16 protein-coding genes are annotated in these 26,110 nt (G+C 42.6%); 15 read left to right on the top strand and 1 reads right to left on the bottom strand.

Annotated features, from left to right (window positions below):
* Window positions 1–86 precede the first annotated feature (86 nt).
* From AC1DO4_RS01415 to AC1DO4_RS01450, 8 genes are all read left to right on the top strand, one after another.
* Window positions 87–2,204, top strand: a complete 2,118-nt coding sequence (locus AC1DO4_RS01415) for a DNA/RNA non-specific endonuclease (protein WP_477412261.1) — start codon at window positions 87–89, stop codon at window positions 2,202–2,204.
* A 331-nt stretch (window positions 2,205–2,535) separates the two neighbouring features.
* Window positions 2,536–4,572: a PAS domain S-box protein gene (locus AC1DO4_RS01420; RefSeq protein ID WP_477412263.1), complete on the top strand. Its 2,037-nt coding sequence runs from the start codon at window positions 2,536–2,538 to the stop codon at window positions 4,570–4,572.
* Between the two features lie 47 nt (window positions 4,573–4,619).
* On the top strand, window positions 4,620–4,982 hold the full coding sequence (locus AC1DO4_RS01425) for a response regulator transcription factor (RefSeq protein ID WP_477412265.1): 363 nt from the start codon (window positions 4,620–4,622) through the stop codon (window positions 4,980–4,982).
* 377 nt (window positions 4,983–5,359) lie between these two features.
* On the top strand, window positions 5,360–5,956 hold the full coding sequence (locus AC1DO4_RS01430) for an RNA polymerase sigma factor (protein WP_477412267.1): 597 nt from the start codon (window positions 5,360–5,362) through the stop codon (window positions 5,954–5,956).
* Window positions 5,957–6,002: 46 nt separating this feature from the next.
* Window positions 6,003–6,947, top strand: coding sequence for a FecR family protein (locus tag AC1DO4_RS01435; protein ID WP_477412269.1), 945 nt, complete (start codon window positions 6,003–6,005; stop codon window positions 6,945–6,947).
* Window positions 6,948–7,054: 107 nt separating this feature from the next.
* Window positions 7,055–10,411: a SusC/RagA family TonB-linked outer membrane protein gene (locus AC1DO4_RS01440; protein WP_477412271.1), complete on the top strand. Its 3,357-nt coding sequence runs from the start codon at window positions 7,055–7,057 to the stop codon at window positions 10,409–10,411.
* A gap of 34 nt (window positions 10,412–10,445) precedes the next feature.
* Complete coding sequence (locus AC1DO4_RS01445) at window positions 10,446–11,960, top strand: RagB/SusD family nutrient uptake outer membrane protein (protein WP_477412273.1); 1,515 nt, start codon at window positions 10,446–10,448, stop codon at window positions 11,958–11,960.
* Window positions 11,961–12,015: 55 nt separating this feature from the next.
* Window positions 12,016–13,854, top strand: coding sequence for an alkaline phosphatase (locus tag AC1DO4_RS01450; RefSeq protein ID WP_477412275.1), 1,839 nt, complete (start codon window positions 12,016–12,018; stop codon window positions 13,852–13,854).
* Window positions 13,855–13,974: 120 nt separating this feature from the next.
* Here the strand turns inward: AC1DO4_RS01450 and AC1DO4_RS01455 are convergent, their stop codons facing one another.
* Entirely contained in the window at window positions 13,975–15,465 is a 1,491-nt protein-coding gene (locus AC1DO4_RS01455; RefSeq protein ID WP_477412277.1) for a TonB-dependent receptor, read from the bottom strand.
* A 377-nt stretch (window positions 15,466–15,842) separates the two neighbouring features.
* On the opposite strand from AC1DO4_RS01455, the gene AC1DO4_RS01460 reads away from it, so the two are divergent.
* From AC1DO4_RS01460 to AC1DO4_RS01490, 7 genes are all read left to right on the top strand, one after another.
* Window positions 15,843–18,326 (top strand): T9SS type B sorting domain-containing protein, encoded by a 2,484-nt coding sequence (locus tag AC1DO4_RS01460; protein ID WP_477412279.1) that lies wholly within the window; start codon window positions 15,843–15,845, stop codon window positions 18,324–18,326.
* Complete coding sequence (locus AC1DO4_RS01465; protein WP_477412281.1) at window positions 18,323–19,309, top strand: PorP/SprF family type IX secretion system membrane protein; 987 nt, start codon at window positions 18,323–18,325, stop codon at window positions 19,307–19,309. The genes AC1DO4_RS01460 and AC1DO4_RS01465 overlap by 4 nt, the downstream gene beginning before the upstream one ends.
* A 4-nt stretch (window positions 19,310–19,313) precedes the next feature.
* Window positions 19,314–21,035, top strand: a complete 1,722-nt coding sequence (locus tag AC1DO4_RS01470; protein ID WP_477412283.1) for an OmpA family protein — start codon at window positions 19,314–19,316, stop codon at window positions 21,033–21,035.
* A 107-nt stretch (window positions 21,036–21,142) separates the two neighbouring features.
* Entirely contained in the window at window positions 21,143–22,486 is a 1,344-nt protein-coding gene (locus AC1DO4_RS01475; protein ID WP_477412285.1) for a deoxyguanosinetriphosphate triphosphohydrolase, read from the top strand.
* A gap of 203 nt (window positions 22,487–22,689) precedes the next feature.
* On the top strand, window positions 22,690–23,715 hold the full coding sequence (locus AC1DO4_RS01480; protein ID WP_477412287.1) for a LacI family DNA-binding transcriptional regulator: 1,026 nt from the start codon (window positions 22,690–22,692) through the stop codon (window positions 23,713–23,715).
* Window positions 23,716–23,939: 224 nt separating this feature from the next.
* Window positions 23,940–24,878 (top strand): dihydrodipicolinate synthase family protein, encoded by a 939-nt coding sequence (locus AC1DO4_RS01485; protein ID WP_477412289.1) that lies wholly within the window; start codon window positions 23,940–23,942, stop codon window positions 24,876–24,878.
* Window positions 24,879–24,957: 79 nt separating this feature from the next.
* Window positions 24,958–25,959: a 4-hydroxyproline epimerase gene (locus AC1DO4_RS01490; protein WP_477412291.1), complete on the top strand. Its 1,002-nt coding sequence runs from the start codon at window positions 24,958–24,960 to the stop codon at window positions 25,957–25,959.
* Window positions 25,960–26,110 lie beyond the last annotated feature (151 nt).

Here is a 26,110-nt window from a genome sequence, read left to right on the forward strand (position 1 = left end):
TCAGTAAATTAGTTGAAAATATCCTATAGCCTTATTGTCCCCGATTTCTTAACCTGAGCTTTTAATAATATTTAACATTCCTGACTATGTTAGTTGCCAATGACCTTATCCAAAGTTCGATCAGCCGCCAGCCCGATCTGGACAGTGCAATTAGTGCAGTTTCCGGTAAAAATCCGGTACAATTTGAGTCTCGGGCCTTGCTCGATCAAAGGAAGGAAGTGCTGCGCAGGCAAAGCGCCGAGTTTCCGGAGTTTGCCTTGGAGCGCCTTTTGGGCAAAAATGATCTATTACCTTTCAATTATTTTCTGCGTGGTCAGCGGGCCGGTAAGGCCGTGGCGCGTATCCTGGTTAAAAACGCGGATGATGACCTTGTTGCCTATGGCACCGGGTTCATGATCTCTCCCGTATTGATGATGACCAACAAGCATGTCCTGCCAACGGACGGGGATGTGCATACCAGCCAGCTGGAATTCGGATATGAGCAGGATGTCAGCGGCAGTATCAATAATTCGGTGGTTTTTGACCTTGATCCGACGACTTTTTTTTATGCTGATCCTTTGCTTGATTTTAGTATTACGGCCGTGCGGCCAAAAGATGTAACAGGGCAGCATCTACTATCTGATTACGGTTATTTATTGCTCAACCCGGAAAAGGGTAAGGTTGCCCTCGGAGAATACCTTTCAATCATCCAGCATCCGGACGGTCGGGAGAAAAAGATCGCTATCCGCGAGAACCAGGTGGTGGATCATGACAGCAGCCCGGATCATATCTGGTACAAAACCGATACTACACCGGGTTCCTCAGGTTCCCCGGTGTTTAATGACCAGTGGCAACTGGTAGCCCTGCACCATATGGGGGTACCGGATACAGACGCAGCTGGGAATTATATCATGAAGGATGGGAGCACCGTGGCTCCTGGAACGCCGCAGATCGATGCGGACAAACTTGTATGGAAGGCCAATGAAGGCGTCCGGGTAAGCCGTATTGTGCAGATCCTTGGCGAGCGTAAGGCAGGCGATCCGCTCGTGCAACATATCCTGGAAACCGGTGTACCAGTTGAAGCCAAGACAACATCGGCGGCAGCTGAAGAAAAACCAACTATCATAAAAAGAAACCCTCAACCTTTAACCGCCATGGAAAATAATACCAATACCAACAGCCTTACTTTTACAGTTCCTCTGAATATCAGCATATCCCTGGGCAGTCCATTGCAAGCGCCGGCAGTTACCACCGCCGTTCAACGGCCATTCGCGATTGACGAAGCCAGCCTGGTGGTTGATCCTGATTACAATAACCGTGTGGGTTTTGTTAACGACTTTTTAGGTGTATTGGTTAAAATGCCGGAAGTGAAACCAGAGTTGGCCGGTGAGGTAACTGCATTAAAGGATAATGGCGGTAAAGTCCTCAAATATCATCATTTCAGTGTAGTGATGAGTAAGCCCAGGAAAATGGCATGGTTCACGGGCGTGAATATAGATTCGGTAAGTTGGGCAAGGCTGAAAGACCAGATACCGTCCCGTAAGGAAATCGGTGCCGACACCTGGCGGTTGGACCCCAGGCTGGAACCGGGAGATCAGATCCCCAAAGAATTTTATAAAGGAAATGATTTCGATATTGGCCATCAGGTTAGGAGAGAAGACCCAATTTGGGGGCAAACTATCGATTTTGCGATCAAATGCAACAATGACACCTTTCACCTGTCTAATGCCTGCCCGCAACACCGCGAATTTAACCAGGGCTTGGCTCCGGCAAATCCCGGTGATACCACGAGCGGCAAAACGCTGTGGCAGGGACTGGAAAATTTTATTTTAGATAACGCCCGTCAGAACGGTCTGAAGGTAAATGTCTTTACTGGGCCGGTGCTGGGTAAAGACGATAAGGAATACCAGAACACGGGCATACTTGTTCCTGAGGCATTCTGGAAAGTAGTGGTGATCCCCAAGGCATCAGGCGGGTTGAGTGCGACCGCTTATCTGGTTAGCCAGGCCAGCCTCATCGACAAGATGATGGAAGATTTTGTATTTGGCAAATACCGTACCTACCAGGTTGCTGTAAAACACATCGAAGATTTGACGGGACTGTCTTTCGGTTTGGCTCAGTTTGATCCCCTCGACCACTTGCCACTTAACGCCAATGAGGCTTTGGAACTGCAGCGACCGGCGAAGATCCGGGTACTGAATTCGGTCCATGATATTGTCTTCTGACGGGTATCGGACAATCTATTGATAACTAAATCGAATACACGGCATCCGCAATTGGAAATGTGCAGTATAGCTAACGGAATAATTCTATCCGACTTTCGGGAATTCGCCATCATATTCAGGCTCCAACTGATCAGCCAATAAATTTAGTTAAATAATTACTTTAATCTGCCCGGTCTTTTTCTAACGGTTTCGGCGAGGCGCATCAAATGCTTACATTAAACTGCGATATGCATTTTAAATCGTCGCCAAACAAAATAGCACAAACGCAGTTATTTAATACAAGTCTGTAGTGTCACAGATTTACATTTCATTTATTTATTTACCGAGTATTATGCGGGAAAACTTAAATACCCGCTCACCCGAAAACAGGAGCGATAAAAACGGGATAGAAAGATCAATGCCAAACGGAGGCGATCACAATTTTAAAGAATTAGTATTGACCTCACCTGTAGCAATATACACGTGTAATCAGCAGGGTTATATAACTTTTTTTAACCAGGCAGCTGTTGCGCTATGGGGAAGAACGCCGGAAATTGGCCGGGACTTGTGGTGTGGTTCATGGAAAATTTACTCTCCCGATGGCAAACCGATGCAGCTTGATACCTGCCCTATGGCCCGCACCTTAAAGGAAGGAAAATCCTTTGAGGGCGCAGAGATTACTATTGAACGGCCCGACCTTACCTTTCGGAACCTGCTGGTATTTCCGCGCCCTATATTTGATGAACGGAATGTTATTATTGGAGCCCATAATACGCTGGTTGATGTAACCTACCAAAAACGGGGAGAAGAAAAACAAGCCATTCTTTCTGCCATTGTTGAATCATCAGACGACGCTATAATCAGTAAAAACCTCAATGGTATCATTATGAGCTGGAACGCCGGCGCACAAAAAATCTTCGGCTATACCGAGCAGGAGGTGATTGGCAAACATATCAGCATACTGATACCTCCGGCGTTGCTGGCAGAAGAAGATGTGATTATCAATCGTATCAGATCAGGTAAAAAGTTCGATCATTATGAAACCATCCGCGTGGGTAAAAACGGCAGGGAAATCCCTCTTTCAATCACGGTATCGCCTGTAAGAGACAGTTTAGGTACTGTTACCGGCGCGTCAAAGATCGCGCGTGATATTTCAGAGCGTGTAGAAGCTGAGAAAAAAATCAAACAAAGCGCCGAGCGACTCGGGATTTTGAATGCAATTGGAAAAGTGATATCCGAAAAACTGGATGTTCGGTCTATCTTGCAGCATGTTACTGACGCGACCACCCATATTACCGGTGCCGCTTTCGGAGCCTTTTTCCATAATACCATAAATGAACGTGGAGAATCTTTAATGCTTTTTACTTTATCGGGGGCCGAGCGAGAGGCCATTGAAAAATTTGGTACGCCACGTAATACGGCCGTCTTCAATCCAACCTTTAGCAGTAAGGGTATAGTTAGGATCGATGATATCCGGAAAGACCCAAGATATGGCCATAATGCCCCGCATTTTGGGATGCCCGAAGGCCAACTGCCAGTAGTTAGTTATTTGGTTGTTCCGGTTATTTCCTCGTCAGGTACTGTTATCGGGGAGCTGTTTTTTGGTCACTCCGAAGCAGGTATGTTTACCGAAGAACATGAAGATCTGGTGGCTAACATTGCTTCCCAGGCGGCTGTTGCCCTTGATAATTCCAAATTATTTGAGGAAGTAAAAGCCTTGAGCGCCAAAAAAGATGAATTTATTGCTTTGGCCAGCCATGAACTAAAAACACCGCTTACTACGATTAAAGGGTTTTTACAGGTGTTGGACCGGACGGAGCAGGTGCCGACAGGTAAGTTGTTTATTGCCAAAGCACTTAACCAGGTAAAAAAGCTGAATGCTTTGGTTTCTGACCTGCTTGACGTATCAAAAATAGAAGCGGGAAAGCTGAGGTTTGATAAGGAGGTTTTTGACCTGAACGAACTGGCGCTGGAGGTGGCTGAAACTTTGAATTACACCAATAAAACCCATCAGATTATGCTTCAAACCGCAGGGCAAGCCTTGTTGATAACAGCGGATAAACAAAGAATAGAACAGGCCCTGATTAACCTGCTAACCAATGCTATTAAATATTCTCCCCATGCTGATAAAGTAACTTTGGCGCTGGCGCAATATGGTGAAGATGCCCTTGTTAAAGTAATTGATCGGGGCATTGGCCTCAGTGCCGAACAGCAAGAGAAACTCTTTTCCCGCTTTTACCGCGCCGAAGGAGCTGCCAATATTTCAGGTCTTGGTCTTGGTCTGTATCTTACCAAGGAGATCATTGACCGGCATCATGGCAAAATTGGGCTAACCAGCGAAGAGGGTAAAGGCTCTGAGTTCTTTTTTTCACTTCCCTTAAAAAATTAAATCAAACAACTAATGTAGATAGTTGTTTGTAATGCAAGGCACCGGAAATGAAAAAAACGATATACCTGGTTGAGGATAATGCCGATATCTGCAATTTAGTTGAATACCTGCTTGTTGATTTAGGCTTTGAAGTGCAGAGTTATGGCTCCGTAACTGCTTTTCATCAGCGTTCGGAAGCCTCTCCTCCCGATATGGTTATCCTCGATATTATGCTGCCGGATGGCAGCGGTCTTGATATTTGCAGCGAATTGAAAGCGGATGTTGCTACACAACCTATACCTGTTCTTTTAATGTCTGCACACGTCAACGGTAAATTGCTGGCTAAAGAAGTGGCCGCAGACGATTTTATCAGTAAGCCTTTTGATATTGATGACTTTACGGCAATAGTACAGCATCGAATGGCTTCGTGATTGCCCATCTCAGGAATGCTTGGTTTGGAGCATTGATTTTTTGATCCCCGGCCATTTACACTCTATTTTTTAAAACACCTATAAACCGCACAATTGGTGTTATTCTGCTAAAATAAACCAGTACAGAAAATGTACCCGGAACAAAAAAAATTAAGCATATTAATTAATTTCATATAAATTGATATAATTGTATTGAAAATCAATGTATTGGTTTTGAGCTTGGTGCATTCCGCTTTTGAACTTTTATATAACGCCATTTTTGTATGCCCGGCCATATAAATTAGCCAGATTGTTTTTTTGATTTTCTAAAGCATTAATACACACTTAAATTTACCTTAACATCAATACTGTTACTTTGGCCCTATAAAATAATTTTTGTGAAGCAATACCCCGATGATCAACTTTTACTGGAATTACAAAGTGGCGATCACCGCGCGTTCAAAGAAATATATGAGCGTTATGCCGATAAATTAATAGCCTTCGCCATCAAAAAAATCCAAAACGAGGATGAAGCTATGGATATGGTACAGGAACTATTCCTTTCTGTTTGGAAGAATCGTTATACCATACAAGTTAATGGAGCATTGGAAGCTTACCTTATGGTTTCTATTAATTATATGACCTATAAATGGTATAAAAAGCAAAGTTTACAGCCGCAGTCTTTAAATGATCTTATCGAATTACCGGCGATAGCCGAAGACAGTACCGCCCAAAAACTATCTTTTGCCGAACTAAGCCTTTTAATAAACCGTGAAATTGCCGATATGCCTGAAAAAATGAGGCAGGTTTATTTATGCAGCAGAGAGCAGAACATGAATGGGCAGCAAATAGCAACAGAATTAGGTATTTCACATCAAACTGTCCGCAACCAGATCAGCAGTGCATTGGGGCGGCTAAAAAAAATAGTACATCAGTATAATGGCGTTAGCTTCCGCGAATTTTTGCTGCTGATATTTTTTTTTAATTTCTTATAGTACACATCGCCCTTGGCTGTCACTTAGTAAGTATAAAGGCTTTTAAGTGAAAGAAAAGGAAATTAAACAACTACTTGATAAATTTAATGCAGGCAAATGCTCTCCTGATGAATTAGCGTCACTACAAACGCTGATGCAGGAACTTAACCATGATCAGGATATTCAACATCCTGTAAGCGATTTCAAACAATCGTTATGGGAAAAAATAGAAAAGCAAACCATAAGCCAGCCCCGCATCAGAAGGTTAAACACTCCCTGGTTAAAAGTTGCCGCTGTTGTATTGATTGCTCTTTTCGCCGGTATTTTAGCTTCCAGGCTATTTATTAGCCATAAAGCTGATAATAGTGTAGCCTACCAGGTTATTACAGCCCCCAAAGGCCAGATGAAACAAGTGTTATTACCCGATAACACCCTTGTTCAATTAAATGCAGGTAGTTCTATAAGGTGCCCGGTTAAATTTAGTGCTACCAGGAGAGAAGTTACTTTATTAAATGGCGAAGCTTTTTTTGAAGTTAAACACGATGCCTTAAAGCCTTTCCTTGTACATACGGGTGCTGTTATTACCCAGGTATTAGGTACTTCCTTCAATATTAAATTTTACAAAGAACTTCCCGATATACAGGTATTTGTAAGCAGCGGTAAAGTGGAAATACACGACCAGAAACATACCCTGGGTATGTATACACCGCAGCAGCAGTTAACTTATAACAAACAAAATCAAAGCTTTTCGAGACAAGTAATTGCCGGCGATCATTCGCTTAGCTGGATGCATGACGAACTCATTTTAGATAATGTTGAATTTAAAGAGGTAGTGGTTTACCTGCAAAACAGGTATAATGTAAATTTTAAATATGCCGGCAAGAAATTAAACAAGCAACATTATTCGGTAAGGTTTTCAAATAAATTAACCATTAACCAGGTGCTGGATATACTGCAGTTTATTGATGGCAGAAAATACAGGCTGCAAGGCGATACAGTAAATATTAAATAATATATAAAAGAAACCAATGCCTGCTACTAACAGGCACTGGCTAACTAAGTGTAACTGCCAAAATTAAAAGCAAACCGGCGGTTACTAATCACTTTAAAAACAAATGTATGGAAAAAACTTTAACCCAGATTTCAAGAAAGTTAATGACTGCAATTTTATTGCTCTTAACAATTTTCACAGCATTGGTACCGGGGCGCGCGCAGGCCGAGCGTAAAGCATCCCTCGTAGATCAGCCGGTAACCGTAAAATTTGCCGATGAAACAATGGATACCTCACTTGAGAAATTAAAAAGGGCTATGAACACCGTAGCCTTCAATTACAAATTAGATGATGTAGCATCTGTTAAAGTAAAAGCAGGCACATTTATAGGCAAGCCATTAAAAGATGTATTGAATGCTTTAATGACCAATACTCAACTGGAGTACAGGGAAAAATATAACACCATTATTATTTCCCGGAAAAAAGTGATCCGTGTACCGGCCAAGATAGTAGTAACAGGTACAGTATCTGATAAAGATGGCCCCCTTGCCGGGGTCGCTATCCGCAGCAAAACATCACAGGCCGGTACTTCAACAGATGTAAATGGTAATTTTAAATTAACCGTTGAGCAGGGCGAGGTACTGGTGTTTGCTTTTATTGGTTACAAAAGCCAGGAAGTTGTTGCCGATCATTCACCGCTCAATGTAACTTTAAGTGCCGATGTAACGGGCTTATCGGCTGTAGTAGTGGTAGGTTATGGTACGCAAAAAAAATCGGATATAACCGGTTCGGTGGGTTCACTAAAAGTATCAAACGTTAAAGATCGTTCGGTAGGCTCGGTAACCGAAATGTTGCAGGGGCAAATTGCAGGTGTTACCGTATTAAATGAAGGCGGCGACCCAACGTCCGGGCCCAGCATAAGGTTACGCGGGCAAAGCTCATTTAATAATGAAGGCCCTTTAACCGTAGTTGACGGAACTATTTACAATGGCGGTCCCATCGATCCTAATGATATTGAATCTATCGATGTATTGAAAGACTCCTATGCTGCTATTTATGGTGCTAAAGCTGCGGGTGGTGTAATACTAATAACTACCAAACGTGGTAAACAAGGCAAAACCAATCTGGATATTTCGGTAAAAGGGGGTAATCAAAATGCTTTAAAAATATTGCAGGCCTTAAATGCGGCCGAATACGCTGATGCCATTAATACTGCCTATGATAATGCAGGTAAAACCCGCCTGCCGGCTTTTGATGCAACTGTAAACCCCGATTCGCGTATTACCCGCACCAACTGGACAGACGCGCTTTTCAGAACAGGGCATGTACAGGATTATAGCCTTAATATAAGCGGTGGTAATGATAAATCGACATTTTATGTGTCGGGCGGCTATCGTAAAAATGATGCTATCCTTTTAAATACAAATGCGCTGCGTTACAACTTCAGGGTAAATTCTGATCACCAGATAAAAGATTGGCTTAAAATGGGCGAAAGCATGTCGTTCTCCTATAATAACGGCCAGGGGGCCAATACAACAAGCGCTTATACGGGTGCTATATTATCGGCCATATTTTATCCGCCCAACGCGTCAATTTATAATGCCGATGGCAGCTTTGGCGGCGTGCCTGCACAGTATGCCGGTTCTTACGGCGATGTTATTAACCCGGTTGCTTATTTAAAACGTTTGGATAACAGCGATGCGGTTACCAGCTTCACCATAAACCCTTATGTGGAAATTAGCATACTTAAGGGCTTAAAGTTTCGCTCAAATCTGGCGGTAACTAAAAACCTGGAAACTATTAAAAACTTCAGCACCAGGATATTGGAGCCCGGGAAAAAGTTTTTTGATAACTTCCTTTTCCAGGAACAAAACAATTCCAGAACCATACTTGCCGAGCAAACCCTGACATTTGACAGAACATTTGGCCAGGATCATCACATCAGCGCCTTGGCGGGTTATACCTACCAGGATGATACACAGGAATTTTTTAGCGTTAATACGGATAATTACCAAAGCGAAGACCCTGCTTACCGATACATTATTAATGGTACGCTCAATCCTACCGGCGTGCCTTTGCAGGGCAATAAAAATGAAGCGGCCCTTATCTCTTATTTAGGCAGGGTAGGGTACGATTATAAAGGCAGATACTTTGTTAACGGCATTATTCGTCGCGATGCTTCATCAATTATAGGGAATAAAAACCGGACACAAATATATCCAGGGGTATCTGCCGGATGGCTGATAAGTAAGGAATCGTTCTTTCCTGCCGATGGCCTGGTTTCATTTGCTAAATTAAGGGCAAGCTATGGTAAATCGGGTAACCTGGCTGGTTTGCCAAATTTTCCTACCTCTGTATCTTTAACCAAAACTTCAGGTTATCTCGGCAGCCCTGCTGCAATCATAGCGGGTTCTGCTGTTGATGGTTTGGCAAACCCGAATATAAAATGGGAAAAAGCAACTCAAACCGATATCGGTTTTGATTTAGGTTTGATGAATGGTCAGTTAAATATTACGGGTGATGTATTTGTAAAGAAAAATACGCAGTTTATATTTCAACCTCCCGTAGCGGCTGTTTTTGGGGTATCAAACGCGCCATTTGTAAATGGAGGCGAGATTCAGAACAAGGGTATCGAATTAGCGGTTAAATACCAGAACAGTATTGGTCAGCTTCACTATAACTTTGCTGCCAATGGTTCTTATATTAAAAACAAGATCATGGATATTTTGCCAGGGCAGCAAGCTATTCTGTCAAACCCTACAGTAAGGGGTAACCTTGTACCGGTTCAATTACAGCAAGGGTACTCGTTATATTCTTTCTTTGGATACAAAACTGCGGGGCTGTTTCAAACCCAGGATGAGGTAAGCAACTATAAAGGCTCAACGGGCACGCTTATTCAGCCAAATGCAAAACCGGGCGATATAAAATTCCTTGATCTTAATGGCGATGGTAAGCTTAGCGATGCCGATAAAACCTATATAGGTACCCCTTTTCCAAAATTCAATTATGGGTTTACTGCCAACTTTAACTATGGCAATTTCGATCTGAGTGTGTTTTTGCAGGGTATTGCCGGCAATAAAATTTTCAATGCTGTTAAGTACACTGGTTTAAATGCGTCTATCCAGAATTATAACCTGTTGGCCGATGCTAAAAATGCATGGTCGCCTTCCCATACCAATACCGGCATACCAAGGCTTTCGGCAAGTGATGCCAATGGCAACTTTGGCAATGTATCTGATTTTTATGTAGAAGATGGTTCATATATGCGTATCAAAAACGTAACGCTGGGTTATACCTTGCCTAAAACGCTGATAAATAAAATCGGCGTACGTAGTGCCAGGGTTTTTGCCAATGCACAAAACCTGGCCACATTCACAAAATATTCAGGTCTGGACCCCGAGGTTGGTATCGGTCAAAACGGTGTTGATTTAGGTCTTTATCCACAATCAAGAATAATTTTAATTGGTGTTAACGTAGGCTTATAATCATATACATACAAGAATTTAAGGAGATAATAAGATGAAAATCAAAAATATAGTTACAAAAGGCTTGCTGGGTATAATGGTTGTTATACTTATGCAAGGTTGTAAAAAAGGCACTTTAGATAATATTAAACCTACAGGCACGCCCACAACAGCCAACTTCTGGAAAACGGCCAGTGATGCCCAGGCGGCAGCCAATGGCTTATATGAAAAACAGAGTAACAGCGAGGATATGTACGGGAGGGGGTACTTTTGGCTTATCAACGCCAGCGACGATATGGTTGTTGGCCGCACATCTGCCGATAGGGAAAATATAAAAAACTTTGTTTGTACAGGTAACGAAAGCAGTATTTACGCGCCATGGTCGTTACATTTTGTAGTGATGAAAAGGGCAAATGATGTTATTGCTAACGTTCCGGCCATCAATATGGATCAGGCCACCAAAAACTTTATATTGGGTCAGGCCTACTTTGTGCACGCTGTAATGCACCTGGAAATAGCCGATTTATATGGTACAGATAAACAAGGCGCACCGGTTCAAAATCGTGCTAATCCAATTGCATTCCCACTACAGCTGGCATCCGTAAAAGATAATTATGCATACATCGAGGCCGACCTGAAGAAAGCAGCTTCATTATTACCTTATTTTGATAAGCTTGCAACGACAGATTATGGCCGCGCGCATAAAACAGCTGCCTGGGCATACCTGGCTAAAACTTACCTGCATGCAAAAGACTATGCCAATGCCGAAAAATATGCCGATTCGGTTATTTCAAGTGGCAAACACGCCTTATTAACCAATTATGCCGATGTATTTAAAATAGCCAATAACTATAGTTCAGAATATATATGGTCTGTAGCCAGCAATTTAAATGGCCAAAGTATTTTACCAGGCGCAATGCTTGAGAATAAAGGCTGGGGACTATATAATGGTTTTGGTTACTTTCAACCTACTAAAGAACTGGTTGACGAGTTTGAAACCGGTGATAAAAGGCTGGCGACAACCATCCTTAAAAATGGCGATACTTTTCAATACTTTGGTCAAACCTATACTTACCCAATTGGTGGCAAAAGTAATAGCTTAACAGGTTACCAGTTTAATAAATACATGGAGCCATTTAGCTATGCAGGTGGGATACATATAAGCCCTAACGGCGATGAACCGTCAACTGATTTAAACGTGCCCTTATTACGCTATGCCGAGATATTGCTGATAAAAGCCGAGGCACAAATTATGCAGGGTAAAAATGGCGATGCAGCTTTAAACCAGGTACGTGTAAGGGCTGGTTTACCAGCGAAATCAGGCGTTACCATGGCTGATTTGAAACATGAGCGCCGCGTTGAGCTGGCCGGTGAGTGGAGCGATCGTAATTTTGACCTTGTGCGCTGGGGCGATGCACAGGCAACTTATGCAAAACCCTTACATGGTGCCAATGGTTCGGAGGTGTGGAAAGCGCGCAACTTCGATCCGGCAAGGGACAACGTATGGCCTATTCCGCCTAAAGATATCCAGATAAGCCAGGGGCAATTGAAACAAAATGCGGGCTGGTAATTAAATTTATACCTTTAAAACCGGGCAGCGCCCGGTTTTTTACATTACTATAAAAATGAAAAACAGTACTGCAATTATTTTACTTACGGCTATGCTGCTCAACATCAGCATGGCAGGCACTGCACAGATTAAGGCGTATACGGTAGCCGATGCCCACTCGCACAACGATTATAAAAACAATATTCCTTTTTACCGTGCATATGAAAAAGGTTTCGGATCTATAGAAGCCGATGTTTATGCGGTTAACGGGCAGTTAATGGTTGCTCATGATAAAAAAGAGATTAGCTCCAGCCGGTCTTTAAAAGTTTTATACCTCGATCCATTAATTGAAAAGTTCAACCGCGATCAGCAACGGCATTTAAGACTGCTTATTGAAATTAAAGAAGATTATAAAGTTGTACTGCCACTGGTAATAAAAGAACTTAAGCCGCTTGAAAAGTATTTTCTATACGATGGACATCCCGGCAGGTTATCTATAGTGATGACAGGCGCTGTTCCGCCTGCTGCAGAAATGGTTAACTACCCGGCCTGGATGTCATTTGATGTTGACCATTTGGATGGTTTTACCACAGCACAATGGAAAAAGGTAGGCATGGTAAGTTTCCCTATCAGTAAATATGTACATTGGAATGGTAAAGGCGTTTTAAACCCGGAGGAGGTAAGCAGGGTAAAAGGCGGGATAGATAGTGTTCATAATGCCGGCAAAATGATACGCTTTTGGGAAACGCCAGATACCAAAAGCAGTTGGCTGGCCATGATGCGCCTGGGAGTTGATGTAATTGGTGCCGATAAGATTGAAGAGTTTGGCGATTTTTTGAATAAAAAGGAACGAGCTGAATATACAGCCCCGCAGCCATATGCTGTATATCACCCCACTTATAAATCAGATGGTGAAGTAAAAAAGGTTAAAAACATCATTTTATGCATCGGCGATGGTATGGGTTTATCGCAAATATATGCTACCTATACCGCCAACCGGGGCCAGCTTAATATATTCCAGATGCTGAATATCGGCTTTTCTGTTACCTACTCGGCCGATGCTTATATTACCGACTCGGCGGCAGGCGCTACTGCCTTTGCCTCGGGGCAAAAAACAAATGACAGGGCCGTTGGTGTTGATCCGGCTGGTAAACCATTACGCTCACTGGCAGATTACAGTGCCGATGCCGGAAAAAAAACAGCTGATATTGTAGTATGTGAATTAACAGATGCCACGCCCGCGGCCTTTTATGCGCATGAATCTGAAAGGAGCAATGCAACGGCTATTGCAAATCAAATAGTTTCTTCACCTGTTGATATATTTTTAGGCTCGGCCTATAAGGATTTTACTCACCAGGTAAACGGCCAAACACCGATTGATAAAATGAAACAAAGGGGATATACCGTCATTCGTAATTTTGATGATTTTTTAAGTACGCCAGCTACAAAAATCCTAGCATTAATGGATGATAGCGTAACCAGGCCCAAAATGGATGGCCGTGGAAACTATTTGCCGCTGGCATTTAAAAAGGTTACCCAAACCTTTAAAAATGCACCAAATGGTTTTTTTATGATGATAGAAGGATCGCAGATTGACAATGGCGGCCATAGCAATAACCTTAAGCAGGTAATTACCGAAAACAGCGACTTTGACCGTGTAGTTGGCGATGCCCTACGTTTTGCCGATGAGGATGGCGAAACACTGGTTATTGTTACTGCCGATCACGAAACAGGCGGCTTAACATTATTGGATGGTAATATCAATAAAGGCTATGTTTGGGGTGATTTTAGTACAAACGATCATACCGGCACGCCTGTGCCTGTATTTACTTACGGCCCGCATTCGCTTGATTTCAGGGGCGTTTTTAACAATACCGATATTTTTAACAAAATAAAATCCTTGCTAAATAAGTGATTAACCATTGATTTGTTGGTCACCAAAAAAAGCCGTCTCATGAATAATTGTGAGGCGGCTTTGTATATCGTATTGGAATAATGGTCTTTATTACTGTTTTATTCAAACCGGCAAACAGCACTAAACAGTATCTATTGCGGTTTTATTATCACCTTCATTCGCAATAGCATCTTTTACAGCAGTATGTTCACAGGCATACCCAAACAAGCACCTGTCTTTTATCATGGTAGCAACCTCGGCGGGTACAAATTCTTCCCATCCGCTTACACCCTGTTTTATGAGTTGTAATACTTTATCTGTTTCTACGTGAAGGTTACTCTCATTATAATGCCTGATATCTTCTATTTTGTTGTTGGCTATCAGGTAACGGTACAAATCCATGAGGTGTGGTGGTGGATTAAACTTTAGGCAATTCCAGATAACCCCATTACGCAAAGTAGGGTAAATAAATAGCTTTACCTTACGGCTGAATAGGGTGGCAAAAGATTCCAGGATACCACCCGGAAGGTCCTGGTAATGTTCTTCAGAAAAAACATATTCCAGGTTGGGATAGCCTAAAACCACACCCATCTTCAATTTAGTGATCTTTGACAGGTAGGCCACTAATTTATAATATTCATGAAAATTGGAGATCATTACCGTTTGCCCAAGCGAGCATAGTATATCCACCCGATCAAGGAAATCTTTTTCATCAATTTCCGCGGTTAGGTCGGCGTTCCTTTCTTTTAATGATTGCAAGGTAAGTTCGGTAACTACCACAACGTTTTCCTTGTCAACATCGGGTTCCTGCATAAATTGTTTAACACCCGTATTGAGCATATCTAAATGCACATTAATGATTGGGCGGAAACGTCCGCGTATCACCACAATATGCTTCTTATACAAAACTTCAGAAGGCTGCAGGTTTTTACCGTTGGGGCTAAAAACGGCCGCATCCGAAAAACCATATTTTACCAGGTGTAAACTCATCAGGCGGTTATCTACCTTAGTAAAGTCGGGTCCTTCAAAACGGATCATATCTATCTGGATCCGGTCTCTGGATAGGTTATCCATTAATGAAAGCAAAAACACCGGAGCGATCTCATTGTAATAAAAACAGGCATACATGAGGTTTACGCCCAATATCCCTACTGCCTGTTGCTGCAAATTATTATCGTTATCTAATAATTTTACATGTAGCACTACATCGTTAAACGCTCCGTTCGGCTCCAGCTGAAAACGCACGCCCATCCAGCCATGCCCATCATTTGTTTTGTTATAATTAAGCGCCGATACCGTATCAGAAAAGGCAAAAAAAGTTGTTGTATCCCCACGCTGCTTGGCCAGGCGTTCTATTAACAGGCCATACTCATGATCAAGCATCGAAATCAGGCGCGATTCACTTACGTAACGGCGTACCTGCTGCACTCCATAGATGGCATCAGAAAAGGTCATATCATAAGCCGACATGGTTTTGGCAATGGTGCCCGATGATGCACCAGCCTTGAAAAAATTGGCGGCTACATCTTGTCCGGCGCCAATTTCAGCAAACGAGCCATAAATTGAGGGGTCGAGATTAATGGCAAGCGCTTTTTGTTTTGTCCCAATATCTTTATTATGAATACTATTCATGCACTTTTTATTTGTTATTAACTATGCCCAAAATCACGAAGCGATAAGACGATATAAAATTACGATTTTTTAGGTAATAGGTGGTTAAATATTAGGAAAAAGGCAAGGAAACAGGTTTTATTTTTTAATAAAGGTATCAAATTAAGCTTTCGGGTTGTTTACTTATTAACAAATCTTAATAAAGTAAATTCATTAGAAAAAGAATGTGAGCAGGTATTACAATCAGTGAAATACTTAATTATTTCATTCTTCCCCAGCTGATTTTTTTATCCTCATTTCGCCTGCTTTTTATAACTTACCGCTTTATAAAAACGTACATGCTGAAAAGCGTAACCTTAGTCCACTATAAACTTTGTAAATGTTATAACTTACCGGTAATGAGCCGGTTCATTACAGTAATAGCGGTTTTGTTTATTTTTTTATTAGTACCTGCCGGTTTGCTAGCCGAAGGTAGTAAGGAACTAAATTCAAACGGCGGCAGCCGGGCTTACCTGTTTTCGAGCAATAGAACAAACAATGCATCCTTTCCCTTCCCAACTTTAGGTACCGTGAAGGTGTATGTAAAGGTTGGCGAAAGTATTTATGCAGGTTCAAGTGCCCAGGGAATTAATTCAGGTTCCATCAGTCTGCGCGCCCCTGACGGCGCCACTTATACCAGCGAGGCTGCAGGAAATAATGGCCTTATCCTTAATCGCGCACAAGAAATGGCCGGGCCTCTGCCCAATAAGGGTGGTTATGCACCGTTTATTAAAATTGTTCAGGCAGGGCAGGAGGGGATCTGGGAAGTTGACTTTATTGCAGAAAACCCTGGCTTCGATCTTGGCGGGAACCCACCCACCGTGCCCGCTAATGCCAATTGGATCCAACCAACTGCCGAGTATATAGCCGCCTTTGACGTATCTGTACGTAATACTACTAACACAGGCTTTATAAGCGGCAGAGTTTATACACAGGTTTTTTCGGGCATATTGGGTACGTTCAATGTGGGGTTTAATGGCATATTTCATATTTTAACCAAGGATGGATACCGGTATACACTCAACAATAACGGGCAGGCAGGCAACGGATTTACCTTTTTTGTAAACAATAAAGGTTTTAGGAATGCCGATGGTTTAGCATCCTATAAAAGTATCAACGGCCTTAGTCCCAATATTAATGTGCAGGATCCACGAGCGGCAGATACGCCAACAGATATTACGCAGAAAATATTTTTTAACACCCCGGCAGCTGATATGCCAGCCGTTGCTAATACACCAGGTTCTGCCACAACCTGGCTGTTAAATACACCTGTTGCACCTGCAATAAGCAATGTAACTTTTACCGGAACAGAAGGAACCGCAGGAAAGGCTGGTACCAGCCCTTTAGGAGCTGATTTTACCTTTAATATTACCGGTAACGGCAGCTACATAATTGCCATTGATGTGAACCGCAATGGCCTGTACACCGACGCTATCGACCGGAAACTAACCGGCCAGGCCAATGCCGGCGCCAACCAGGTGCATTGGGATGGTTTGGATGGATTGGGCAACAAGGTAGCGGCTAATACCGCCGCGCTTTATAAAGCCAATATAACTATAGCTACCACAGCCGGGGAGGTGCATTTCCCATTTTTTGATGTGGAGCGAAATGTGAACGGCTTGCTGCTTAGTCGTACCAACGGTACTTTTGCCCCCGATGATTCGCTTTATTGGGATGATACACCCATAACGGTTGTAGGCACGCCATCAAACCCAATTAAAAATCTTACAGGTTTAAGCAGTGCCATAAACGGCCATAAATGGGGCACCAGCACAGCTATCCCCAATAATGATGCTGATTTTGGCAATAACAAATGCATCGATACCTGGAGCTATATTAAAAGTAAGCCTGTAAATACTGCCGTTAGTTTTGTGATGCAGGAGGCCGATCTTTCTGTAGAAAATATTTCTGCTATAACGGCTTGTTCGGGTCAGCCGGTTGTATACAAGGTAACCATAAAAAATAACGGCCCATCCGATATTAGTACCGCGCAGTTCAGCTTTAATTTTCCTGCCGAAATTAGTGGGTTATCAGTTAGCAGCGCAGCAACCACCGGGATATCTGCCCTAAATGGTGGTACAATTACGGCAAATGCTTATCACTCCAATGTCAACCTGGCCAATGGAGCGGTACGTGCATTTACCATCACAGGAAAGGTGGCCTTAACTACAGGTGGCGATCTTACCGTTTCTGCAGCGATTTTACGCCCGGCAGATGTAACCGATCCTGATGCTACCAACCCCGATGCAACGCCACCTGGCGACGCAGCTATTGAGTGCGAGGCGATGCCCTCTGGTACGGGGTGCAACAATATTAAAACCAATACGGTTAACATTACCATTGGCCCGGATGCCGGTCCCGATCAAACGATATTGCAAAACGCGCAGGCCACAATGGCCGCTACGGGTATGGGTACCTGGACACAGGCTGGCAATGATGCGCTGGCAGCCACAATTACCAATCCGACAAGTGCCGCCACTACCATAACCGGCTTAAATAGTTTGGGCCTGTATCATTTCATTTATGCCAACATCAGCGGATGCGCGGATACCGTGGTGCTGAAGGTTATATCAACCGATCTGGATATTCCCAACATCATCACTCCCAATAATGATGGCAAAAATGATGCTTTTAAAATTGTTGGCCTTGAAAGCTATCCCGGTTCACAATTGCTGATCTTTAATCGCTGGGGTAATGAGGTTTACCGGGCTGATAATTATAGGAACGACTGGAACGGCAACGGCCTTGCCGAAGCCACCTACTATTATATCCTGAACAGGAAAGAACATACCGGCAAAATTATCCCGTTTAAGGGCTGGGTGTTTTTAAAATTAAGTAAATGATGCGTAGCTGTAAACTATATATGCTAATAACCGGCCTGGTTTTACTCACAGTAAAATTGCAGGCCCAGCAAAGTATACAGTTTAGCCAGTATCTGTTTAATGGTTTGGCAGTAAACCCTGCTTACGCGGGTTATAAAGAGGATTGGACTGTTAACTTAAGCAGCCGCATTCAATGGGTGGGAATTAATGATGCACCCAAAACGGGTACGGTATCGGTTGATGGTTTAACAAACAGTACTAATCAAAATATTGGGTTAGGACTCATTGCTACGTTTGATAAATTGGGCCCCGAAAGCACTTCATCAGTATATTTAAACTACGCCTACCGGTTGAGGCTGGATGAAGATGACACCAAACGGTTAAGCTTCGGGATTGGCTTCGGTGCCATACAATACCGGTTAGATGGTACTAAATTTAATGCCACGGATGATGGTGACGCCAATATACCTGCGGGAAACCAAAGTAATGTGACGCCCGATTTTCGTTTCGGGGTATACTATTACTCGCCAAAGGTTTATTTTGGTGCATCGGTATTTAATTTGTTATCGGGGCTGGGTAATGCGGTTGATCATTTGCAGCAATATAAACAGGCGCGAACGGTGTATTTAATGGGGGGTACCATAATCCCGATGAACCCATTCATCGATCTTAAACCTTCACTGATGATCAAGGAGGATTTTAAAGGACCAACCAATATGGATGTAAGCAATTATGTGGTGTTTAACAAGACGGTATGGCTGGGGGCATCCTATCGTACCGGAATTAACCTATGGAATAAAAGCAACCTGCAAAGCGGACTGGATAAAACCGACGCGGTAGCTGCTATAATACAGTTTTATGCGAATGACCATTTCAGAATAGGTTATTCTTATGATTTTACAACCAGTAAACTGGCCAGTTCACAAAGCGGATCACACGAACTATCGCTTAGTATCAGTTTCCCGGGCAAAAATCAAAGAGTTATTAGTCCACGATATTTTTAGGCAGATGAAGAAGTTTATATTGATCGGGATGTTTATGATTTTGTTTGCAAAGGTAGCCTGCGGGCAAGAGCAGCTATCCATAAAGCAACGGGCCGATAAGTTTTTTGAACGCTTTGAGTATTTCAAAAGCCTGAAATTCTACCTGGAACTGGCGGATCGCGGAAAACCAGATGTGAAACTTGCAGAGCGTATTGCCACCTGCTACCGCTATACAAACCATTACCCGGAAGCTGAAGAATGGTATGCAAAAGCACTAACAGATCCTAAAGCCGAAAAGCTCAGCCATTATTTTTATGCCGAAGTATTGCTCAGGGATCAGAAGTTTGACCAGGCCAAACAACAATATAAACTTTACTTCGCAGATGACGACGGAGCATTAGCGCTAAAAATAGCCGATTGTGATTCGGCCATGGCGTGGATAAAACAGCCATCGCCATACAAAGTGAATAATGCCGGGAATGTAAACACGCCATATTCTGACTGGGGGGCAGCTTACGATGGCAAAACTGGGATTGTATTCACATCCGACCGTGAAACCGGGGATGACAAAACGGATAACCGTACCGGCAATGGCTGGTTTAAATTATACACATACGATTTAAACACCAGGGAAACAAAGCCATTTTCTTTAGATGGGGGTAATAGCGCGGAGTTTGAAGATGCATATCATGTTGGTCCGATGGCTTTGAACCGGACAAGCGACACCGCTTATATTACGCTTACTACCGAAGTAACGGCTAAAAAATTACCAATAGATAAGCGTATTGGCAAAAACGGGCAAAGGCTTTATACACGCCGCCTGCAACTGGTAATGGCTGTAAAAAAGAATGAACATTGGGTTATCTCGGGGAGTTTCCCTTACAATAATGTTCAACTGTATTCGGTTGGTAATGCTGCCTTATCCAGGGATGGTAAGCTGATCTATTTCAGTTCGGATATGCCTGGGGGTATGGGTAAAACCGATCTGTGGTACTGTGAAAAACTTGCGGATGGGTTATGGGGAAAGCCCGTGAATTGTGGCCAAACCATCAACAGCAAAGAGGAGGAAAACTTTCCTAACGTAGATGAAAATAACATTTTGTATTATGCATCCAGGGGCTTGCCCGGCATGGGCGGCTACGAAATTTATGCCGCGCATGGCGAAAAGGCTAATTGGAATACACCTCAAAACCTGAAATACCCCATTAACACTACCAGCGATGATTTTAATTTTATAACTAAGGATGGTCAAAGTGGCTACCTGTCATCAAACCGAGATAATGGCCAGGGCAGCGACGATATTTATGCTTTTACCCTCACTAAGGATACTATAACAATAAAGCCGGTGGCCGAATCACCCAAGCCAGTTTTTGCCACAACAAATCCGGATTTTTCGGTCAGGACTATATATTACGATCTTGATAAATCATTCATCAGGCCTGATGCCGCTGCAGAACTGGATAAGCTGGCTGCTATTTTAAAGCAATATCCGGTATTAAAAATAGCATTATCCTCCTACTGCGATTCAAGGGCATCCTATCAATATAACCTGGCACTATCACAACGCCGGGCCAAAGCTGCAACGGATTACCTTGTTGCAAAAGGGATTTCTGTTTTGAGAATAACGGCCACAGGCTACAGCGAAAAACACCTTGTAAACAAATGTACAGAACATGTAAAATGCGCCGAAACGGATCATCAGTTGAACAGGAGGACTGAGGTTACAGTAATTTCGGAAGCTAATTAGCGCCACCTTACTTATGACCATAAAATGTTCAATACTGTTTAGTTTATTGAAATTTATAGGATAATATTGCCGGTCAATAAAAAGGAAGATTTTATACATCGCATATTATGAATTGGGAAACATTATTATCGGCTAAACGGTGGGGGCATGAAGATAAATATATTGCAAGTCAGGCCGATGCACGTTCTGAATTTCAGAGGGACTATGACCGTATTATATTTTCTTCACCATTCAGGAGGCTGCAGAATAAAACCCAGGTATTCCCTTTGCCGGGGAGCATCTTTGTTCATAACCGCCTTACACATAGCCTGGAAGTAGCCAGCGTTGGCAAGTCTTTAGGCCGCATATACTATAATAAATTAAAGGAAGAAGAGCCTGATCTGGATACCCGCCTGCCACTCATCAGCGAGATTGGCAACATCGTATCTGCGGCATGTTTGGCGCATGACCTTGGTAATCCGGCATTCGGGCATTCGGGCGAATCTGCAATATCTCATTACTTTACCGATGGTGACGGTATGCGTTTTCAAAAAAGCGTTACCGCTGAGCAATGGAGCGACCTGGTCAATTTTGAAGGTAATGCCAATGCGCTGCGTATTTTAACCCATCCTTATGCAGGCAAAGGATACGGCAGTTTTGCCCTTACCTATACTACCATTGCCGCTATTGCTAAATATCCGTGTGCTTCCATTGCTGGTGGCGATAAAACAAACATCTATACCAAAAAGTATGGTTTTTTCCAGTCGGAACAGGCGGGATTTGAAAAGATAGCGTCGGAGCTTCAGTTGAGTAAGGTGCAGGAATCGCCTTTGATGTATAAGCGCCATCCATTAGTATACCTGGTAGAGGCCGCCGATGATATTTGTTATAATATTATCGACCTGGAAGATGCCCATCGCTTAAAAATATTATCCTACCAGGATGTTGAAGATATAATGCTGCCCTTGTGCAACGATCCTAAAATGAAAGCCAGGTTGGAAGACATTGATGATACAGATGCTAAAGTTGCTTATTTACGTGCCCGGTCTATCAACACGCTGATACAAGCCTGCTCCAAATTGTTTTACCAGGAGCAGCAAACTATTTTGGATGGAGATTTTAATTATTCATTGATTGATATGATAGATGAGCCGTTTCGCTCTATCATGAAAAACATCACAAAACTATCGGTAAAAAAAATCTATAACTATTCGTCGGTTGTACAAATAGAGGTTGCGGGTTATAAGGTTATGGGAGGTATACTGGAGGAGTTTATTCCGGCCTATTTGCAAAATAGCTCCAAATACCATCAAAAACTGGTTGAATTGATCCCCAAACAATTCCTGACCAGCAAACAGGATGATTATTCAAAAATTCAAAGCGTACTGGATTTTGTATCGGGGATGACAGACCTGTATGCCGTAGAATTGTTTAGGAAGATCAAAGGCATATCTTTTCCGTCGATGAGTTAAAATCGGGATTCTTTTTAGCAGCCTACACAACCCGGCAAATTGTTGGAGCGTTTTTTATGATATATACTACTTTAGTAAACTATTATTAATAAGGATACTAAGATTAGTAAACCGATTTATTATTAAAATAAATCGATTAAAGGTTTAGCGTATAAATTCAATTTAATATATTACCCAATATTTGAAGTAAATAAAATAAGAGGGTGAAAAAAAAACTATCGATTGTTGATATAGCCAATGCGTTAAACGTATCAAAAACTACTATTTCGTTTATCCTGAACGGTCGCGCCCAGGAAAAACGGATCAGCAGCGAATTGGTTGAACGCGTGATGAAATATGTAACTGAAGTAGGCTATAAGCCCAATTCGCTTGCCAAAAGTTTACGTACAGGTAAATCAAATACCATAGGTTTAATGGTGGAGGATATTTCGAACCCGTTTTTTGCAAGCATAGCCAGGCTGATTGAAGACCGTGCCTACAAAAACGGCTACAAAATTATTTATTGCAGTACCGACAACGATACCCACAAAACCCGCGAATTGATAGATATGTTTAGAGACAGGCATGTGGATGGATATATTATGGCTCCGCCTGAAGGGATTGAGGAAGATATTGAATCGCTGCTAAAAGATGGTATGCCGGTGGTATTGTTTGACAGGCACTTACCTAAAGTAGATGCAGATTTTGTTGAGATAGATAATCTTTTTAGTGCATATAATGCTACGCGGCATCTTATTGAGCAGGGATTTAAGAGAATCGCCTTCGTTACATTTTTTTCACCGCAAACACAAATGGTTGATCGTGTAAAAGGATATAGTGAGGCCATAAAAAGTGAAAACCTTGATGCTACAATAAAGGAGATTGCGTTTAACCACAACGACGAATTGATCATGGAGCCATTACGTGATTTTTTAAAGGCGAACCAAAATCTTGATGCCATACTTTTTGGTAACAACCACATTGGTATCTGCTGCCTTAAGATCATGAAAGAGTTTAATATACAAATCCCCGGCAATATAGCATTAGTATCTTTTGATGATCATGATGTTTTTAAATTACACACTCCGCCTGTATCGGCCATAGCCCAGCCTGTGGAGGAGATTGCAGATAATGTGATAACCGTTTTACTAAATAAACTTAACGCACTATCGGTTCAGGAGAAATCAAAATCCATTATTTTAAAAACAGAATTGATGATCAGGAGTTCGTCGATAAAAAAGTCTAATTAATTCCCGGAGTCACGTCCCTGTCAACAGCCCGGATCCATGAACAAATTCAAAGGATAACTACTGCTTTTTAGGTATGAGGTAATCATATCTTAACTCAAATTATCCTTTCTTAATCGTTTCCTTCACAAAAAAAGATCATACATGCTAAAATATGGGTAATGATTGCTAAATTGTTAGCTCAATAATTTATGATACTGTATTACTTTTGAAAAAAATATTTAGTAATGATAACTTTTGACTGGAAAGGCGTATTCCCCGCGGTAACTACAAAGTTCACGGATAGTGACGAAATTGATTTTGATGCATTTGACATTAACTTAAATGCACAGCTTGAAGCCGGTGTCGACGGCTTTATTTTAGGCGGATCATTAGGCGAAGCCAGTGTGCTTAGTGACGATGAAAAGTTTTCGTTACTGAAGCATACCGTTGCTTTTGTTAATGGTAAAGTGCCTGTGATACTGAACATTGCCGAGCAAACCACCAAAGCAGCTGTAGCCTGTGCTCAAAAAGCGTTTGATACCGGTGCAGATGGCCTGATGCTGTTGCCGCCAATGCGTTACAACAGCGAAGAACGTGAAACTCTTGCCTATATTGGCGCGGTTGCTAAAAGCACGCAGTTGCCGATCATGATTTATAACAACCCGGTTGATTATAAGGTTGAAGTTACATTGAACATGTTTGAGCAGTTAGCTGCTTTTGATAATATTAAGGCGGTAAAAGAATCAACCCGCGATGTATCAAATGTAACCCGGATGTTTAACCGTTTTGGTAACCGTTTTGCCGTATTTACAGGTGTTGATCCGTTGGCTATGGAGAGTTTAGTGATGGGTGCTGATGGTTGGGTTGCCGGTTTGGTTGATGCCTTCCCTAAAGAAACCGTAGCTATTTACCGTTTGGTAAAGGCCAACAGAATTGCTGAAGCTTTAGCTATCTATCGTTGGTTTTTACCTGTGCTTGAGCTTGATATCCACCCAAAATTGGTACAATATATAAAACTTGCCGAAGTTGCTACCGGTATTGGTACCGAAAATGTACGTGCTCCGCGTTTACCATTAATTGGCGAAGAGCGTGCTAAAGTGCAAAAAATTATCAATGACGCTTTAGCGGTACGCCCTGTATTGCCTGTAGGCAGCTGGGGAAAGTTAAGCGAAGTTGAAGCTTAATATTCGATATCAAGTTAATCTTAAAATTAAAGCTTGCAGTTAGCCTTTGGCTTTCTGCCTTAAGCTTTTGGCTTATATAATGAGTAGTAAAACATTTTTTTGTATAGATGCGCATACGTGCGGCAACCCGGTTAGACTGGTTGCCGGCGGCGGGCCAACGCTGAAGGGCGATAACATGAGCCAGAAGCGCCAGCACTTTTTAAAAGAATACGACTGGATTCGTACGGGGCTGATGTTTGAGCCAAGGGGGCATGATATGATGTCGGGCAGTATATTGTACCCGCCTCATGACCCGGCAAATGATGTGGCCGTATTGTTTATAGAAACCAGCGGCTGCCTGCCTATGTGTGGGCACGGCACTATAGGCACCATCACCATTGCTATTGAAGAAGGATTGATAACCCCCAGGGTACCAGGTATAGTGCGCATGGAAGCGCCTGCAGGCCTTGTGCTGATAGAATATAAGCAGGAAGGTAAAAAGGTAACATCAGTAAAACTGAGGAATGTTGCGGCTTACCTTGCCGCAACAAATTTAGAGGTAGAGTGCCCCGACCTGGGCATGCTTACCATTGATGTATCTTACGGCGGTAATTATTACGCCATTGTTGATCCGCAGCCAAATTTTGCCGGTCTTGAAAATTACACTGCCGGGCAGTTGATAGCCTGGAGCCAGGTGTTGCGCAAACGCATTAACGAAAAATATCAATTTGTTCATCCGCAGGACCCTACTATCAATACCTGTACACATATCCTTTGGGCCGGTGCTACGTTATCGGAAGATGCTACCGCCCGTAACGCTGTTTTTTATGGCGATAAAGCCATTGACAGATCTCCTTGTGGTACGGGTACATCAGCCCGCATGGCGCAGTGGTTTGCAAAAGGTAAACTGAAAGTTGGCGAGCCTTTTATTCATGAAAGCATCATTGGCAGTAAATTTACCGGCCGGGTTGAGGAAGTGGTGAAGATCAATGATATGGATGCTATTATCCCAAGTGTGGAAGGCTGGGCCAAGGTATATGGCTACAACACTATCAAGATAGATGACGACGATCCGTACGCGCACGGTTTCCAGGTGATATAAGGTTAATAAATAGATCAAGAAATAATAAATCCGTCATTGCGAGAGCTAAAATCCGGGGACTCTGAAGGTGGAAATGACAAATCGGCGAAAGACTTACGAAGTTTTTAAAACTTCGTAAGTCTGGGATTCTACAACTTGTCATAGGTAGGTA

It is taken from the genome of Mucilaginibacter sp. P5_A6 (assembly GCF_056400585.1).